This is a genomic window from Vogesella sp. LIG4 (assembly GCF_900090205.1).
Taxonomy (GTDB): Bacteria; Pseudomonadota; Gammaproteobacteria; order Burkholderiales; family Chromobacteriaceae; genus Vogesella.
Genome location: NZ_LT607802.1, coordinates 515629 through 532133 on the forward strand (window position 1 = coordinate 515629; position 16505 = coordinate 532133).

14 protein-coding genes and 1 pseudogene are annotated in these 16505 nt (G+C 56.5%); 7 read left to right on the forward strand and 8 right to left on the reverse strand.

The features are described from left to right. Window positions 1-397: 397 nt before the first annotated feature. The 3 genes and pseudogenes from PSELUDRAFT_RS02465 to PSELUDRAFT_RS02475 form a co-directional block, all read left to right on the forward strand. Window positions 398-2865, forward strand: a pseudogene (locus PSELUDRAFT_RS02465) (type VI secretion system Vgr family protein); the annotation flags it as partial. A 231-nt stretch (window positions 2866-3096) separates the two neighbouring features. After that, window positions 3097-4737, forward strand: a complete 1641-nt coding sequence (locus PSELUDRAFT_RS02470) for a triacylglycerol lipase (protein WP_088965348.1) — start codon at window positions 3097-3099, stop codon at window positions 4735-4737. Then, complete coding sequence (locus PSELUDRAFT_RS02475; RefSeq protein ID WP_088965349.1) at window positions 4734-5873, forward strand: T6SS immunity protein Tli4 family protein; 1140 nt, start codon at window positions 4734-4736, stop codon at window positions 5871-5873. The genes PSELUDRAFT_RS02470 and PSELUDRAFT_RS02475 overlap by 4 nt, the downstream gene beginning before the upstream one ends. Before the next feature lie 603 nt (window positions 5874-6476). On the opposite strand, the gene PSELUDRAFT_RS02480 is transcribed toward PSELUDRAFT_RS02475, so the two are convergent. Genes PSELUDRAFT_RS02480 through PSELUDRAFT_RS02495 form a run of 4 tightly spaced genes read right to left on the reverse strand, consistent with a single transcriptional unit; the run spans window position 6477 to window position 9846 of the window. Next, window positions 6477-7601, reverse strand: coding sequence for an ABC transporter permease (locus PSELUDRAFT_RS02480; protein WP_231895286.1), 1125 nt, complete (start codon window positions 7599-7601; stop codon window positions 6477-6479). 23 nt (window positions 7602-7624) lie between these two features. Further along, window positions 7625-8572: an ABC transporter ATP-binding protein gene (locus PSELUDRAFT_RS02485; RefSeq protein ID WP_231895287.1), complete on the reverse strand. Its 948-nt coding sequence runs from the start codon at window positions 8570-8572 to the stop codon at window positions 7625-7627. After that, window positions 8569-9546, reverse strand: coding sequence for an HlyD family secretion protein (locus PSELUDRAFT_RS02490; protein ID WP_088965351.1), 978 nt, complete (start codon window positions 9544-9546; stop codon window positions 8569-8571). The genes PSELUDRAFT_RS02485 and PSELUDRAFT_RS02490 overlap by 4 nt, the downstream gene beginning before the upstream one ends. Window positions 9547-9561: 15 nt before the next feature. Then, window positions 9562-9846, reverse strand: coding sequence for an acyl carrier protein (locus PSELUDRAFT_RS02495; protein ID WP_088965352.1), 285 nt, complete (start codon window positions 9844-9846; stop codon window positions 9562-9564). Window positions 9847-10875: 1029 nt separating this feature from the next. On the opposite strand from PSELUDRAFT_RS02495, the gene PSELUDRAFT_RS02500 reads away from it, so the two are divergent. The 3 genes from PSELUDRAFT_RS02500 to PSELUDRAFT_RS02505 all read left to right on the forward strand — a co-directional run bounded on the left by PSELUDRAFT_RS02500 (window position 10876) and on the right by PSELUDRAFT_RS02505 (window position 13112). Next, on the forward strand, window positions 10876-11211 hold the full coding sequence (locus PSELUDRAFT_RS02500) for a contractile injection system protein, VgrG/Pvc8 family (protein WP_088965353.1): 336 nt from the start codon (window positions 10876-10878) through the stop codon (window positions 11209-11211). Window positions 11212-11216: 5 nt separating this feature from the next. Continuing rightward, a complete protein-coding gene (locus PSELUDRAFT_RS19135) occupies window positions 11217-11792 on the forward strand; it encodes a hypothetical protein (RefSeq protein WP_157724987.1) in 576 nt (191 codons plus the stop codon). Between the two features lie 69 nt (window positions 11793-11861). Continuing rightward, entirely contained in the window at window positions 11862-13112 is a 1251-nt protein-coding gene (locus tag PSELUDRAFT_RS02505; protein WP_088965354.1) for a hypothetical protein, read from the forward strand. A gap of 65 nt (window positions 13113-13177) precedes the next feature. Here the strand turns inward: PSELUDRAFT_RS02505 and PSELUDRAFT_RS19140 are convergent, their stop codons facing one another. Then, on the reverse strand, window positions 13178-13387 hold the full coding sequence (locus PSELUDRAFT_RS19140) for a hypothetical protein (protein ID WP_157724988.1): 210 nt from the start codon (window positions 13385-13387) through the stop codon (window positions 13178-13180). On the opposite strand from PSELUDRAFT_RS19140, the gene PSELUDRAFT_RS02510 reads away from it, so the two are divergent. Next, entirely contained in the window at window positions 13368-14045 is a 678-nt protein-coding gene (locus PSELUDRAFT_RS02510) for a hypothetical protein (protein WP_088965355.1), read from the forward strand. The two genes, PSELUDRAFT_RS19140 and PSELUDRAFT_RS02510, sit on opposite strands and share 20 nt — an antisense overlap. Before the next feature lie 130 nt (window positions 14046-14175). Here PSELUDRAFT_RS02510 and PSELUDRAFT_RS02515 read toward each other — a convergent pair whose 3' ends face one another. The 3 genes from PSELUDRAFT_RS02515 to PSELUDRAFT_RS19145 all read right to left on the reverse strand — a co-directional run bounded on the left by PSELUDRAFT_RS02515 (window position 14176) and on the right by PSELUDRAFT_RS19145 (window position 16494). Continuing rightward, a complete protein-coding gene (locus PSELUDRAFT_RS02515; RefSeq protein WP_088965356.1) occupies window positions 14176-14598 on the reverse strand; it encodes a hypothetical protein in 423 nt (140 codons plus the stop codon). A gap of 25 nt (window positions 14599-14623) precedes the next feature. Then, complete coding sequence (tssA, locus tag PSELUDRAFT_RS02520; protein WP_088965357.1) at window positions 14624-15700, reverse strand: type VI secretion system protein TssA; 1077 nt, start codon at window positions 15698-15700, stop codon at window positions 14624-14626. Window positions 15701-15807: 107 nt separating this feature from the next. Further along, window positions 15808-16494 carry a hypothetical protein gene (locus PSELUDRAFT_RS19145; RefSeq protein WP_157724989.1) on the reverse strand — a complete coding sequence of 229 codons (687 nt, stop codon included), beginning with the start codon at window positions 16492-16494 and terminating at the stop codon, window positions 15808-15810. Between the last annotated feature and the right edge of the window lie 11 nt (window positions 16495-16505).

Genomic DNA, 16505 nt, shown 5'->3' on the forward strand with positions numbered 1-16505 from the left:
GCGGGGCGTGTAGCTTGATTCATGAAAGGGGTGGAGCAATCCGCTCCGTTAGCTGCTGTTTCGTTTCTGTTCATTCAGGCCGATTCTTGACCATTGATGCCATGCCGGTGCTACACAACGAATTACCTTGATTGCGCAGCACGGTTAACTGACTAAGCGATTGAAAACCTTGTAATTATCCCGCCCCCTATCTGCCCGGGTCAAGGAATAGTCTGTCCGTTGGGCGGCCTGCAAGCCAGTTCGGTCATATCGCGCTTCCCCGTCGTTACACCATCTCAAGGCTTTTCCTCCGGCCTCACGCAACCGCTGCGCCCAACTTCCCGACAACCGCAATGCAATCGACATAAAAAGGCCAAAGACATACAATAACCCGTTGTCATTTAAGCCCCATCCCCCCATGAACCTCCCCGACCTGCTCGCCAGCTTCGCCTCCGCCTTCAGCCAGGAGCAGCGCCTGCTCAGCCTGCAACTGGGCGACGGCAGCCGCTGGGGCGAGGCGCTGTTGCCGTTGAGCCTGACAGGCGACGAAGCACTGGCCGGCGATTACCGCTTCCGCGTCGAGTGCCTATCCTCCAGTGACAGCATCGAGCTGAAGACGCTGCTCGGCCTGCCGGTGCGGCTCGGCATCGCTGGCGCCGATGGCAGCGAGAGCCTGCGCTGTGGCGTGGTCAGCGCTGCCGAGGCGCTGGGCAGCGATGGCGGTTTTGCCAAATACGCGCTGACGGTGGAGCCTCCGTTCGCACTGCTGCGCCTGCGCCAGACTTCGCGGGTGTTCCAGGATTTGTCGGTGGATGCCATCGTGCGGCAGATCTTTGCCGAGCACGCCGCCGCCAACCCGGTGTTCGCCGCGCTGCAGAGCCTGGACTTCGTGTTGTCCGCGCCGTTGCCAGCGCGCAGCTACTGCCTGCAATACCGCGAATCGGACCACGATTTCGTCTGCCGCCTGCTGCGCGAAGAGGGCCTCAGCTGGCGTTACGAACACCTGGATGGCGACACGCCGCAGGTCAAGCTGATCGCCTTCGACGACCCGTATTCCTTGCCTGCGGCCAACCTTGCGCGGGTGCGCTTCCACCGCAGCGATGCCACCGAGGACGAAGATGGTTTAACGCGTTGGGACGGCGTGCGGCGGATCGTGCCCGGCAGCATGGCGCTGGCCAGCTTCGACTACCAGCCGGTGGCCACCGGTCACAGTGGCGATGACACAGCCATCGAGCAAGGCCTGGATGGCAGCCGCTTGCAGAGCAGCCTGCAACACTACGATGCCCCCGGCGCCTACTACGCCAGCGACGCCGAGCAGCTCAGCCACTACGCGCGGCTGCGGCAGCAGGCACACGATGCACAGGCCAAGACCTTTACCGGCGGCGGCTCGGTGCGCGGCCTCGGCGCCGGGCAGTGGTTCCGCCTCGACGAGCACCCGGCGCACGACGGCGACAGCGCCGAGCAGCGCGAATTCGTGGTCACCCGCCAGCGCTTTACCGTACGCAACAACCTGCCGACCGAGCTGGCCCGCAACCTGCCAGCGGCCTTGCGGCCAACGTTGGCCGCAGAGGATGAGGCGCCGTTCCGCAGCGAGTTCGACGCCCAGCGCCGCGGCCTGCCGCTCACCCCGCCCTACGCCGCTTCCAGCCACGCCAAACCCACCGCCCGCGGCGCACAAACCGCCACGGTAGTCGGCCCGGCCAATGAAGAAGTGCACACCGACGCCCACGGCCGCATCAAGGTGCAGTTCCACTGGCAGCGGCCGGACGAGCACCCGGACAGCGGCGCCAACCTCGATGAGCGCTCCAGCTGCTGGCTGCGCGTCGCCATGCCCTCCGCCGGCGCCGCCTGGGGCCACCAGTTCATCCCGCGCATCGGCCAGGAAGTGCTGGTCGACTTCATCGAAGGCGACATCGACAGGCCGGTGATTACCGGCGTGCTGTACAACGGCAGCCACCCGCCGCCGGCGTTCAGCGGTGCCGGCAGCCTGCCCGCCAACCGCACACTGTCAGGCATCAAATCCAAGGAACACCACGGCGGCCAGTACAACGAACTGCTGTTCGACGACACCCCTGGCGAGGTGCGCGCCAAGCTGTCATCCGAACACGGCCACACCCAGCTGAACCAGGGCTACCTCGCCCACCCGCGGCAGGACGGCAAAGCCGAGCCACGCGGGGAAGGGTTTGAACTCCGTACGGATTTGAGCGGTGCCCTGCGCGCCACCCAGGGGCTGTTATTGACCGCGCATGGCAGGAATGCCGCAGCAGGCAAACAACTGGATCGCGAGGAGCTGTTGTCGCAGCTGCAAATGGCGCTGTCCATTGCCCAGTCGCTGGCAGCACAGGCCGAGCAGCACGAGGCCGACAGTACAGACACCAAACCACAACAACAGCTGCTGGAAGACATGCAGCAGTGGGAAGGCGGAAGCAATACAGCGAAAACCGGCAGTCCGGCAGCAAAGCCCTGTTGGCCATAGCTGCCCCCCAGGGCATTGCACTGGCCAGCGAAGCCAACATCACGGTGACAGCTGGTAGCAACCATGATCAGGCGATTGCTAAAGACAACAATCTCAGTGTCGGCCAGCACTTGCGCATGCGGGTTGGTCAATCGCTTTCCATCTTCGTACAGCAGCTGGGCATGAAACTGATCGCAGCGGCAGGCAAGATTCGCATTCTGGCGCAAAGCGGTGACATCGAAATAGGTGCGGCCAAAAAACTGCACCTGTATGCCCTGGAAGAGATCGTGCTGGATGCGCCCAAAATCACCCTGCGGGCACAAAACGCTGGCGCGGAATACGGCGGGGGAATTACTACCCGTACCAGTGGTGCCCACACCCAACATGCCGCCAGTCATGCCATGGATGGCCCAGCCTCGGTATCTCCCCAGAATGCGCTGCACGCAGGTAAAGCCGACTTCGATCAGAAGATACAGTTGTCTTGGCACGGTAGTGGTGACCCCATCGCCAACCGCCATTATCGCCTGCGTCTGGAAGATGGCCGGGTGCTGGAAGGCAAGACCAATGCCAGCGGCCAAGCCGAACAACTGCAGTCTGCCATCGGTTTTGCCCGTTATAAGGTAGAGCTGCTCCCCGAACAGTCCTGAGTCCGGAATTTCATCATGGCAATTCAACAGTCTTACTCGGCCAAGACCAACAAACAAGGCCAGCAATACAGCGAAGGCTACCTGACCCCAAAGTCGGCCAACACGGTGCAAAACCATTACATGGCGCCGGAGCGGGTCATCCCTGTCATTTTCATCCCCGGCATCATGGGCAGTAACCTGCGCATGTCTCCGGAACGCCAACAGCGACTGAAAAAGAAAAACAACATCGCATGGCGACCGGACTCCAAGATGGAGGCAATCAAGCTCGGCAACGCATCACCCGCGGAGCGCCAGCTCCAGCTTGACCCCTCTGCCACCATGGTCGACTTGTACGACCCGAAGAGCAACCCCACTGGCGATAAGAAAGAAAGCGCCGCCGATCGACATGACAACGCCGATCCGGACAAAAGTACGGGGCTGAGCAAGGAAGAAGCCCGGCAGCGAGGCTGGGGCGAGGTGTTTTTTGGCAGCTATGGGCAAGTACTCAACACCTTCGAAACATTGCTGAACCGGATGTTCAGCAATGGCAAGTTGCAGCCCGACTGGAAGAAAGTCGTTGGCGTCGATCCCAAGGACTGGCAGGCGGCTAGCGCATTGCCAAAACTGAGCGAGGCCGATCTCAAGCAGACCACGAATGGTTGCTGGTTCCCGGTACATGCCTTCGGCTATAACTGGCTGCAATCCAACGGCGAAGCGGCCAAGTTGCTGGCCAAACGTATCGATGCCGTGATTGCGCGCTACCAGAAAACAGCCAAGTGCGAAAAGGTCATCCTGGTGACCCACTCCATGGGCGGGCTGGTTGGCCGCGCGATCTGTCATCCCTCCTATGGCAACCTGCAGGACAAGGTGCTGGGCATCGTGCATGGCGTGATGCCGGCCATCGGCGCTGCTGCCGCCTACCGGCGCATGCTGGCTGGTTTCGAGGGCGGAGGCATTGCCGACTGGGTAGTCGGCAATACGGGGCCCAAGGTGATGCCAGTGCTGGCCAATGCGCCGGGAGGGCTGCAACTGCTGCCCAGTACCGCCTATGGCCCGAACTGGCTGCGGATCATCGATAGCGGCGGCAAAGTGTTGAAGCAGTTACCTGCAAGAGACCCCTACGATGAGATCTACAAGCGCGCCGATGTGTGGTGGGGGTTACTCCGGGAAGGGTGGATTAATCCAGCGGGAGATAAAATTGCCGGGGTTGAAAGAACACGAAAGCTTCTCAGTGTTTCACGAGATTTTCACCAAGACATCGCCCATTATTACCATCCCTGTAGCTATGCCCACTACGGCTGCGATAACAACCGCAAGGCGTTCCAGAACGTGATGTGGGAAGTCAAGGCACGGCAGGCCGTAGCAAATCTTGATGTGCTTCAGATTGTGGATGACTCGGAGCAAGGCAATCTGCAGCTGATGAACCCGCAGGCCAAGCCAGCCGCCGGTTCTTATCCGGAAGGCATCAGTGCCTTTATCCGCCGCCCAACCGACCCCGGCGACCAGACCGTGCCCATGCTGTCGGCCGACGATCAGCTGCGCAGCGGCATATTCAAGGGTGTATTCCGCCAGACCGGCTATGAACACCAGGCCAGTTACCAAAACGACAAGGCAATCGCCTCCACGCTGTACAGCATTATCCAGATTGCCAAGCAAATGAAATGGAAGGAAGCATGAGGCGAATCGACCACCCCTGGAAGTGGCTGCTGCGCGGCGGCCTGAGCTGTGCCGCGCTTGCCATTGCCTACTATGTTTACTCGGACCCGCTCCGTAACCGGACTTACACCATGGATGCCACACCCAAGAAAATCGAAGCACTATTCCGTGATACCAAGCCCGTCTGCTTTGGGCGCTATCTGATCGACGTGCCCAAGCGGGCGGAGGTGATGTGGGGGCCGAGTGATATTGACTACGAAATTGTTTCCTATCCAGGCGAGGGAAGGAAAATATCTGCTGAAATCAGTGACAAAATCAAGGAGCTGAAAGAGGAAAAGCATCGAACGGAGCCATCGCTGTTTATTGGTGTCTTTGATGGCCCCAACCCAAGTAGCAAAATAGTGGTGGGGTATGAGCGCAGTGATGATACGTACGGTGCTAATCTCTATTCTTATATCCGTTTAGGGAACAATGCTTACGTACAATCAGCACGTGGTACTACTCTTGCAACACGGGACGATGCCGCCCCCATGGGCTTGAAGTACGACAAGACCCTCTACAAAAAGGATGTCGCCATCCTTCAAGATGTCGCAAGCCGCCTGCGCGAACGCACCGATGAAGCAGTGCCAACTGAACCCGGCATTTGCATCGAGGCTGGCTTTTTCTCCGGTATGACTCCGCAATATCAGGAGCGCGTCGCCATCGGTTTTCGCTTCCCAGAATTCCCTGATGTGAGTTTCTCGTTCTCCTCGTTCAAGACCAAGCACTACGACAAGAGCAACACCTTGGAATGGTCGCTGAATGAAGGCAAGCAGTTTGCCGACGTACTTGATAAGGGCACGCTATGGCACCGTATCGACATGCTGCAAAAGGGGCCGCGCACCATTGCAGGCTGGCAGGGCGATGAAGCGCTGGCACGCATGCCGGAAGATGGAGACACGCCGTCCCATCACCAGTTCAAGTTCAATTACGCGGGCAAGCCCACATTCGACTTCCAGCATCCGGTGGTGGATATCCGGATGGAAACCGGGGTGGTTGATGACACGGTAGGTGCGACCCACCCCAGCCTGAGCAATGACGAAGCCGTGGCGCTGTGGAACAAACTGACCTCTTCCATTCGTCTGCGCCCAACGATGGCAGTATCCAGCCAGCCGTAATACAAAATTTCGGTAGTGGCATGCCCGATATACCGCACAAAGCGGTCATTATTTGGCTCCTACCAGTTGACTGCGTCGGCCGAGATTCTGACGCTTGGCCACGCTCTAAGTTGCCCCAATAAATGGGGGTATCGATAATTAAGAAAGCCGCCGGGCATCCCCAGGCGGCTTTTTTATTTGGTGCATTCCAAAGTGCTACAGCATAAAAACAAAATCACCAATATATTGATAAGTAAAATATTTTACAAACAGTGGCGCCCATCCAGCATAGGTGCAACGGACAACCGTCTGGCGGGGAGTCTTGCTTGATTCATAAGACGGGAGGAGCGATCTGCTCCGTTAGCGGGTGTTTCGTTTCTGTTCATTCAGGCCGATTTGTTACCATTTGGATCTTGCCAGTGCAGCATAATGAGTGCCCATCACCCTGCAGCACAACCAACAGGCTAAGCAGTTGATAATTTTGCAATTATCCTGTCACTAACCGGCATGGGTCAAGGAATGCACCGACCTCCTGCTGCCCCGCAAGCAAGCCCATTGCACTTCCTTGCTCTCCCCCGCCCACGTCACACCATGATGCACCACGGCCATTCTGTATCGAATCAGTCAATCCAGTGTTTTGCGATACCGCAGCAAGCCCAGGGAACAAACCAGCAGCATGAATAGCAGGATGGGCCAGATATGCGGCCAGATTTCCAGCGCTGTATTCCCTTTCAACATAATGCCTCGTGCGATGCGCTGGAAATGCGTGAGTGGCAGCAGCAGGGCCAAAAGCTTGGCCCAGCCCGGCATACCCGAGAACGGGAACATAAAACCGGACAGCAGGATGGACGGCAGGAAAAAGAAAAACGTCATCTGCATCGCCTGCATCTGACTGCGAGCCAGAATGGAAAAGGTAATGCCCTGCGTCAGGTTGGCCGTAATGAACAGCAACAAACAGGCTGCCAACAACAGCGGGCTGCCCTGAAGCGGTACGTGGAAGATGCGCAGGGCAAGCGTCAGGATAATCCCGGTCTGCACCAGGCCGATCGCCAAGTACGGCAGAATCTTGCCGCAGATCACCTCCCACGGCTTGACCGGTGTGATCAACAGCGCCTCTATCGTGCCTCTTTCTTTTTCGCGGGTAACTGACAATGCTGTCATCAGCACCATGGTCATGGTCAGAATCACGCCCAGCAGACCCGGCACGACATTGTGCTGGGTACTGGCCTCCGGGTTATAGCGCCTGAGAATACGGCTGTCCGGGCTAACGGCAGCATCATCCGCGGTATCAAGGTGGTGTAGTCGGCGAAAGCGGGCCAGCGTTTGCCTGCTGACATGCTCGAAGACATTGACAGCGTTATTGACTGAGACAGGATCGGTGGCATCCACCTCCAGGAGCAAGATTGGCGGCAAGCCATGCATGATGTCACGGCTGGCCGACTCTGGGATCTGGATCACCATCATTGCCTGACTAGTCTGCAGGGCAAGGGAGGCCTGCCGTGGTGTCAGCGTGGTTGCACGGATATCAAAGTAGCCACTTTGGATCAGCCCGGCGGACAACAGGCGTGAGAACTCATCCGGCCGCTCCGCCACCAGCAGGGTAGGAAGATGCTTGGGATCGGGATTGATCGCAAAGCCAAAGAGCATCAGGTACATCACGGTGATGCCGATCAGCATCGTGAACGTCATTTTGTCTCGTCGTATCTGGACAAACTCCTTGTAACTGATGGCGGCAATTCTTTGCAGCATGGGCGAGAACATCCTGTAGTGGGTCAGTTTGCAGCGGGAGAGGCGTCACTCTGTTGCAGCCTCTGGAAAAACACATCCTCCAGCGAAGGCTGTTGAACCAGCCAGCCTTGATCGGCAGTCAGCTGTGGCGAATCCGGAACGTGCGTTGCTCGCAGCACCACGCGCAACTGATTGCCGCTTTGCGTAATGCGAACCACACCAGGGTGAGCAGTTTCACGCGCTGACAGATTACCGGCTGCCAGCGGCCTGCTGTACACATTCAGACCGCTGCCGGCTAGCAGCGCTTCCGGTGTGTCAAAAGCCAGCAAATTCCCGTATGACAGATAGGCTATCCGGTTACAGCGTTCCGCTTCATCCATGTAATGTGTGCTGACCAGGATGGAAACCCCGCCTTCGGCGATCTGCCTGATATGTTCCCAGAACTCCTGCCGGGACTTGGGATCGACACCAGCGGTAGGTTCGTCCAGCAGCAGCAAGCCAGGCTCATGAATGGTGCAGGCCGCCAGCGCAAGCCGCTGTTTCCAGCCACCGGACAAGGTACCGGCCAGCTGCTTACGACGCTCCATGAGATGAAAGCGGGCCAAGGCGCACTCCAGCGCCTGGGCCCGATCGGGCAAATGATGCATCCGGCAGAAGAAGGCCAGGTTCTCCTGAATGCTCAGGTCATCGTACAAGGTGAATTTCTGGGTCATGTAGCCAATACGTGGCTTGATTCGCGCGACATCGCGGCGCAGGTCATAACCCAAACATTGGCCACTGCCGGCATCCGGCCGCAGAAGCCCGCACATCATCCGGATCGCAGTAGTCTTGCCGCTACCGTTGGGCCCCAGAAAACCGCAGATCTGGCCCCGACCTATACGCAAAGATAAATCGCGAACCACCTGCCGGCCGTCGAAAGACTTGCACAATCCCTGAACGGCGATGGCATCGCCACTTTCCAGCTCAAGGCTCGTCATGGTATGCGCCATCATGTTTTTACCGTAACCGGCAGGCCTGGCTGCAACTGACATTGCCCTGTCGGGCGTAACTCAGCCTCGACCATGAAGCTCAGTTTGTCCCGCATCGCGTTGTTGAACAGTACGGGCGGCGTGTATTCGGGTTTGGCAGCAATACGCAGCACACGGGCGGGCAATTCACTCGAACAGCCGTCCACCTGCACGCTAACCGGGCTACTGGCAGACAGGCGGGAGAGACGAGCGGGTCCGGCATAAAACCGTACCCGCCATGAGCTCTCATCCAGCAGCGCCAGTACCGGCCTGCCCTGCGTCACCACTTCGCCGGCATGATAGTACTGCTCATGCACAATGCCGGTCACCGGAGCTCGTACCTGGTACTGGGTAAGCGTGTGCCGAGCCTGATTGGCGGAAGCCTCGGCAGCCAGCGCCTGGGCCCGGGCCGACGCCAGCAGGGCCGGACGACTGCCTTCGTGCAATTGTGAAAGCTGGGCCTGGGCCGCGTTCAGGCTGGCCGTCGCACTGTCGCGCCGGGTTCGCAGGTCGGTCAGCGCTGCCGGCGAAATGAAACCCTTACTGGCCAGTTGCTCGTTGCGAGCAAGATTGGAGATGGCCAATGCCAACTCCGCCTCCAGTTGATGCACTTTTGCCTCTTGAGCGCTGATTTCGGTCACGCGGCTCCCATTGGCCAGATCGAGAGCCTGAGCCTCCGAAGCCCTGGCACTCTCCCTCGCCTGTGCGGCATGAAACCGGGCGGAAGTATCGTCGACATCGAACAGCCGCTCCCCTGCATTGACGCGCTGTCCCTCCTTGACCTGAATTGCGGCCAACTGTCCGCTGTATTCGGACGCGATGTCGATCAGGTTGACTTCGATGTAGCCGCTAAGAGGCGCTACAGCCTGGTCGACACCATTACTGCAGCCACCGACAGCCAACACAAAGGCGAACATGGCGCAGCTTCTGACAAGCGGCAGAATGGGGATGGTTCTCATGATCGAGCCGGGCGCTCAAGCAGGAATACGCCTTGCGAGTAGTTCTGCTCGTAATGGATGGAAAAGCCAGTGAAAGAAGCTGTCCAGTACTTCCGGTGGATACTGTTCTTGCAGATAGGTGCTGATGCTGTCCAGCGTGCCCAGACGCGACGGATCAATTTCCTTGGGGATTTCGACACCGAGCAGCTCATGGATGGCAATAACGGCCTCAAATGCTTCCAAGGAGTCGATACCGGCCTCCTGAAACAGGTTTTGATCAGGTTGGATCGCCGAGAGTCTATCCTCGGGAATGGCAAACATAACCGTGAGTAAGTCGTTGATTTTTTATGAATCAGCTTTTCCATAATGTGTCTCTCCCAAGAAATCACCCAAAGTGAGTTGAGTAAACACAAAAGCGCGTGCTCAGTTCATTTCAACTTTTTTCTTGGCAACACATATTGATGACAATCAAATATAAACTGTAAAAATACTTGAACTGCACCTTCAATATCTGAGCAATATTGCAGCATAAAATACACGAATTTATTAATTTTATTGCCAATATTTCCGATATATCAGCCACTTCAAGGAGGTGCATTGATAAAGTATGGACTAGAGCGGCAGGCCAGTGGCGATCGTAGCTTTGATGCCTCGATCAGCTACCTCACAGCCAACCAAGAATCAGTCACAAGCAGATTTATCCGTACCGCCACAAACAGCAGTGCGGTGGTGAAGCACCACAGGCGTCGAAGCAAACTCATGACTAGCCATTGCCCCTTGGGGTCGCAAGAAAACGAAAAGAAAAAGCCACCCGGCATCTCTAGGTGGCTTTTTCTTTGGTGCATCGCAAAGTGCTACAGCACAAAAACAACAATGGCAAGATTTTGATATGTAATGGATTTCCCGATCAGTAGCGCCCATCCAGCATAGGTGCAACCGACAACCGTCTGGCGGGGCGTGTAGCTTGATTCATGAGAGGGATGGAGCCATCTGCTCCGTTAGCTGCTGTTTCGTTTCTGTTCATTCAGGCCGATTCTTGACCATTGATGCCGTGCCGGTGCTACACAACGAATTACCTTTATTGCGCAACACGGTTAACTGACTAAGCGATTGAAAACCCTGTAATTATCCCGTCCCCTACCTGCCCGGGTCAAGGCATAGTCTGTCCGCCTGATAGCCTGCAAACCAGCCAGACCATACCGCCCTCCCTTCTCGATGCACTACCTCAAGTCCTTTCATCCGGTCCCACGCTACCGTCTGCAAGCAACTTCTCAACAACTGCAATCCAATCGACATAAAAAAGCCAAAGACATACAATAACCACTTGTCATTTAAAGCCTCGTCCTCGTCATGAACCTCCCCGGCCTGCTCGCCAGCTTCGCGTCCGCCTTCAACCAGGACCAGCGCCTGCTCACCCAGCAACTGGGCGACGGCAAACGCTGGGGCCAGACACTGCTGCCGCTGACTCTCAACGGCGAGGAGGCGCTGGCCGGCGACTACCGCTTCCGCGTCGAGTGCCTGTCGCCGGATGACGGCATCGAACTGAAAACGCTGCAGGGTCTGCCGGTGCGGCTCGGCATGGCCGGCGCCGACAGCAGCGAGAGCCTCCACTGCGGCGTGGTCAGCAGCGCCGAGGCGCTGGGCAGCGATGTACAGATACATCGAGAGGGGAATGAGGAGCCATGAATTCCATGATGAAAATTTTGGCACTTACATTTTTAATCATATCTACCCAATGTTTTGCGGATATAGAAAAAATCTACTCCCCAAGCAAGGAGGAAAGCATCAATTACACTTGTGCTGATGACAATTGCTCAGCGTGGATCGAATCGAAAACAACTAAAATCAGCCTATTCAATGATTTACCAACCAGCACTATCAATGCTCAATGGCACACCCCAGAACTGGCTCGCATATCTTTCTCCTGCGGCAGCTCATGCAATGTCAGTTTCTTTTACCAGAAAGAATATGGCGCATCAAAACCTATCCGTGACATGATGGCGCTGGACAAAAAGAGAGTCTGCATATTAAAACCGACACTCGACGGCAAGGGAATTGCAGTAGAAAAAATATTCTACAAGAATGGCGAAAAATATTACTGGCAAGCCAACTATAACGATCCTAAGTTTGGTTTCTACACTCAATCAGCAGTGATATTTTCGACCATAAAAGGAAAGTTCCTAATAAATGGGCAGCTAAAACTTAGCTATTTGAACAGCAAGGGAGTCAATACGGAATTATTGATTAATCAGAAGTGCCCGGATTAGAACTAGCCTCGGCAAACCCACTATCGGAAAATTGCTAACACTATATGTAACCAAAATACTTCCCAACGTATGAACCATCGGTACACTATTATTCTCATCACCATATTTTCGCTGGCCACCACCCGGGCCAGCGCAGCCAACCAGCCAGAAGATACTTCCGTGGAGCTGAGTTGGAATACGCTGAGAATTCACGCCAACCAGACTCTGGCCAGTTCGGTACCCGGCCAATATTCTGTGAAGAACCTTTTCGACCCAGACCCAGCCAAAGCCTGGGTGTTCCACGTAGAAGAGCAGTACCACCAAGCAGAAGAAATCAAGAACCCCGCCACATTGACATTGATGCTGGCCAGACCGAGTGCGCTATTTGCCATCGCTCTGTCACCCGGATACGCCAAATCAACGACAACCCAGTTCCAGAACGCTTCACCAAAAAGTGTCACTGTCAGCCTGTACCGATCTAATGACGATAGGCCTTTCGAAACGCACCGTTTTACTTTCAGCTACCATGCACGCGAATACTCGTTGCCACAGCTAAAAAAAGAGCTGAAGAACGTAGCATTCACTGATCAGACCGGTGAGCGAATCACCGGCAAGTCAGACAACCTGCTGAATTCAGCCGAGCGTATGCTGCTGATCAATCCTGGCAGCGCTCAAATCGCCAAAGTCGAGCTGGGAATCGCCATTATGGAGCGCGGAGCCAAGTTCTCCGATCTCGCTATCAGTAAGCTCAGGCTACTTGACCGACAAGCTGATCAGAATACCGCGGAGTACCGGCTGGCCCAGTTCATCTCAGGCGATCTGAACAACGCAGCACGCAAATTGAACGACACGCCTCGTTGCATTACCTACACCGATAAAAACCCCTGGCCGCTGCTGAGTAACCACTCTTGCGCTGGCCCCTCCCCGCAGTTACAACAGGGTCAGGCTGACCAGGGCATAGATGATGTCATCCTCACCCGCAAAGACACCGCTACCCAGCAGTATCAGGTTCCCTTTGTCATCGCGCTGCGCGATGCCCTGTCCAGCGTCTCCGCTGGCAAGAAGAACCTGCACGTGTCCAGCACCGAAGTAGCAAGCCACGAACTGATCCTCAGCAAAGATAGCAGTGGCCAACTACGAGCACTATCCGGCCTGACCTTGACCCAAGCCTTTCAAGCCAATCGAGCCTCGGGTTTCAACAAGGCCTACCTACAGCCTCAGGATAACCCCTACTACTTCTTCTCCTACTCTCGCTTGCAGTTCATTCCGACCAACGGCGGCTATCAACTGGGCGTCTATGGCCCCGCTGGCAGCCAGGAGGTGCAATGGGTAACTAGGTAGAGAAATACAAGGACTTCGATTTCGGCAAATACAGCGAGGAACAGAAGTACGACATCCTGAAGAAACTATTCGAGCATCACGCTGCTGCCAACGGCAAGAACAATATCGCTGGCTTCGCATTCGAGACCGCCAATGGCCGGGTCACCCTGATCGGCGCGCGCGGCTTCGCCAAAGGTAAGGTGATGAAAGACAGCAACAAGGTGTTCGACGACACCCTGTTCGTCATCTACTAAAGATGCGTCCGGCCAAAAGAAGGTGTCGGAGTTCGAGTTCAACACCGAACCATACAGCAAGCAGAACGGCCAGCTGGCCGGCCGGGTGCTCATCAATGGCCTGTACCAGTACTGGCTGAGCAACCACAAGATATCGTCCTACCACAGCCATGTCAGCCTGGTAGAAATGGAAAGAACTCACCGCTTCGCCCAGCGCCACAACTACCGCGCATTGAGAATCGTCAAGGGCTTGGCCTTCCGCGCACAGAACACCGGCAGTGCCAAGGCCCCGGAATACGAATTCAGCCCGGATAAACCGGATGCTCCGTCGACGGCCAACGAGCACAACATCCACTACGGTGGCGAAGGTCCGAACAGTAGTACCCGCAACTGGAGTGAGGGCTGTCAGACAGTCAAGGGCCTGGACATTTACATCCGCCTGTTGAGAATCCTGGAGCAAGACTACAGCCTAGCCGGCACCATCAATAACGAGTTGGGTGCCAAACCGGCAAAAGACGGCAATCGCGCTGTAGTCTATGCGCTGCTGGACGGCCATCAGATCGCTAAAGAGACCAAGATCCAGGTCAAGTTCCTGGACCGCATCCTGCAACCGATGGTTGATGTCTGGTATGAGATTCGCCATGGCAATCAGAGCATCACGGGTAAGACTGCGATACCGGAGCGCTGTTCGGCCACGACCCCAATGACAAGATCAGCGTAAAAGTGAAGGGACCAGCGGGCAATGCCAAGGAACTGCCGCCGGTGCAGACGGAGGAAAGCGTCTTTCACAAATACCTGTGCGTGCTCAGTCCCAAAGTGTTGTGCGATGGTATGTCGCGGCCTGACGCGGATCATAAAGCACCCAACATCGACAAGACCCAGTCAAAGACCCACAACACAAGCACCACAACAAGGAACGCAAGTCGGTCTCCAAGATAGAAGTACTCAAAGATCGCAATCCGTTGGAAAAACCAATTCCGGACGACGAGTTCGAGGACTGCAATGCGCTTAGCCAGGAGCAGATCACCACTATCCTCAAGGCCAACAATCCGGTGCTGGTCGATACCAACAAGGCCGACGAACTGGTCTACCAAGCGGAGCAGAACTACAAGTTGAATCCCAAGGTGCTGCTGGCCACGATGAAACAGGAACAGGGCTGGGCCAAGAACGGCCGTTACAACAAGCTGATGGGAGTCGGCCCCGGTGGCCAGCCGACGGCGATGGAAGTGGAAATCTCGATCAACAAGTCGGCGCCGATCTACCGCAACCGCCACGGCCTATCTGGCGGCACTGCCGGCCTTACTCCGCGCGCACGTCCAACAGCTCCTGCAGCTGGCGCAGGGTGGAGTCGTCCTTCACCACGTGCTGCAGCCATTCTTCCAGGCTCATTTCCGCCCAGCGCGCGGCACGCTCCGCCAACAGAGATACCGGGCTGTGCGGCTCGTTGTGGCGGAAGTAGCGCGCCACCTCGGTGAGCATCTGCACCGCCTGCTGGCGGTTGGCGATGCTGCCGTTGAACACCACGGCCGGAGCGGCCACGGGGGCGGGGCTGGGAGCGGGCTGATTCACGGGCTTCTCCTCGGTTACGGTAGTGGCAGGCGGCGTACTGCCGGCCGGGCCGCCGCCCAGTTGCTGACGGTAGCGCAGCACCAGATCCTGGCAGGCATAGATGGCATTGCGCAGCTCGGCCAGGCTGGGGGCCTGATCGCCAAAGCGCTGCACAATGGCCTCATCCAGCGCCTCGTAGGCTTGCAGCACCGCCACCAGTTGTTCCATGCATTGCTGGAACCAGCTTGCCCCCGACTGCTGCGCAGCCTTGTCGAAGGTATCGCCGGCCAGCTTGCCTTCGGCAATGGCGGCCTCGCGCGCTTCCGGGTTCTTCAGCCCCAGGTTCTCCACTTCGCGCGACTGCTGCCACTGCAGCCAGCTGTAGCCGCCGAACTCCGGCCGCGTCAGCGGCAATTCGCGTATCGCCTGCCCCAGCTGTAGATTGAGCCATTCCAGCTTGCCCAGCCGCTCGTCCAGGTCGTGTGGGTCCAGCTCCGGGTAGCCGCTGTCCCAGTACTGCTGCAGCCAGCCACCCAGCGCCGCCAGCGCCAGCTGCAGGCCGGCCAGGCCCCCTACTTTCACCTGCGCCTCGGCGTACCACACCAGCAGCTGCAGATCCTTGCTGTGTTCGATCAGCGCCTGTTCGCTCAGCCTGACCACCCTGGGCCATTCGGCCAGTTTCAGAGTCTGCTCCCAGTCGCCCTGCGCCAGCGACGGGTCATCGCTGCGGCGCGCCTCGCGGATCTGGTCGAACAGCGCCGAATAGCTCATGTCCTCGCCAGCCGCCTGCGGCCCCGCAATCGGGGCCAGAAGTTGTTCCAGTGTCATCGTGTCTACCTGTTGCCTCCACGACAGCGGCCCCTCTTGCCATGACGCCACTTCACGAAAGCGTTGTTCATCTGACTAAGTTCAGCCCAATAGATTGCTCTTAACAATCAATTCGACAAACCATCATTCCCGCTTGACATATCAACGAACTTATATACATCTTCCGGATCAATAAACTTCACATAATACTGAATACCATCCTTACTATATGTAAGATCATGAGCAAGTAAATATGATTCAAAAACCACCCCAACCGCTATGTCGCTGCCACTCTGGAATCTATATTTTGCCTTCAAAAATTTCAGTTCATTATTTTTCCGCAATACACCAAGACATGAAGCAAACAAACTTGGCAGCTTAAAAACCTTCACACGCGCGCCAACTATCACAAGGTAAACCGCCTTGTGCCGGACTGCCGACCCACTGGCACTAGACGCTGTATCTTGAAAGCAAACAAGGTTACCAGCAGAAACGACTTCAGTATTTCGACCAAGATCTCCTGCGTTCACCGCCTCCCCTGCAAATGAACTTATGGCAGAGTCTGCAAGCGCCTTGCCATCCACAAAGAACCTACCACTCTTGACAACTACCTCCCTATTTCTTCCATGCACCACACCTCTCCAGCGAACCCTTAAACCATGCTGATATTCATCCAGGACATTAGCCTTCATCAAATACGCAGGGTCAAAATAAGGCAAGCCGATGTATCTGTAATATGCATTATAACCATGAAAAACATCGCCCGCCCATGCCACAGGTGGCAACAATAAAATCAAAAACAAAATCACAACCATCAAAAAAATCC

What these genes read in the sequence shown, in the direction of transcription:
- PSELUDRAFT_RS02470 (WP_088965348.1), top strand. Translation starts at nt 3,097, where the DNA reads ATGGCAATTCAACAGTCTTACTCGGCCAAGACCAACAAACAAGGCCAG.
- PSELUDRAFT_RS02475 (WP_088965349.1), top strand. Translation starts at nt 4,734, where the DNA reads ATGAGGCGAATCGACCACCCCTGGAAGTGGCTGCTGCGCGGCGGCCTG.
- PSELUDRAFT_RS02480 (WP_231895286.1), bottom strand. Translation starts at nt 7,601, where the DNA reads ATGCTGCAAAGAATTGCCGCCATCAGTTACAAGGAGTTTGTCCAGATA.
- PSELUDRAFT_RS02485 (WP_231895287.1), bottom strand. Translation starts at nt 8,572, where the DNA reads ATGATGGCGCATACCATGACGAGCCTTGAGCTGGAAAGTGGCGATGCC.
- PSELUDRAFT_RS02490 (WP_088965351.1), bottom strand. Translation starts at nt 9,546, where the DNA reads ATGAGAACCATCCCCATTCTGCCGCTTGTCAGAAGCTGCGCCATGTTC.
- PSELUDRAFT_RS02495 (WP_088965352.1), bottom strand. Translation starts at nt 9,846, where the DNA reads ATGTTTGCCATTCCCGAGGATAGACTCTCGGCGATCCAACCTGATCAA.
- PSELUDRAFT_RS02500 (WP_088965353.1), top strand. Translation starts at nt 10,876, where the DNA reads ATGAACCTCCCCGGCCTGCTCGCCAGCTTCGCGTCCGCCTTCAACCAG.
- PSELUDRAFT_RS19135 (WP_157724987.1), top strand. Translation starts at nt 11,217, where the DNA reads ATGATGAAAATTTTGGCACTTACATTTTTAATCATATCTACCCAATGT.
- PSELUDRAFT_RS02505 (WP_088965354.1), top strand. Translation starts at nt 11,862, where the DNA reads ATGAACCATCGGTACACTATTATTCTCATCACCATATTTTCGCTGGCC.
- tssA (WP_088965357.1), bottom strand. Translation starts at nt 15,700, where the DNA reads ATGACACTGGAACAACTTCTGGCCCCGATTGCGGGGCCGCAGGCGGCT.
- PSELUDRAFT_RS19145 (WP_157724989.1), bottom strand. Translation starts at nt 16,494, where the DNA reads ATGGTTGTGATTTTGTTTTTGATTTTATTGTTGCCACCTGTGGCATGG.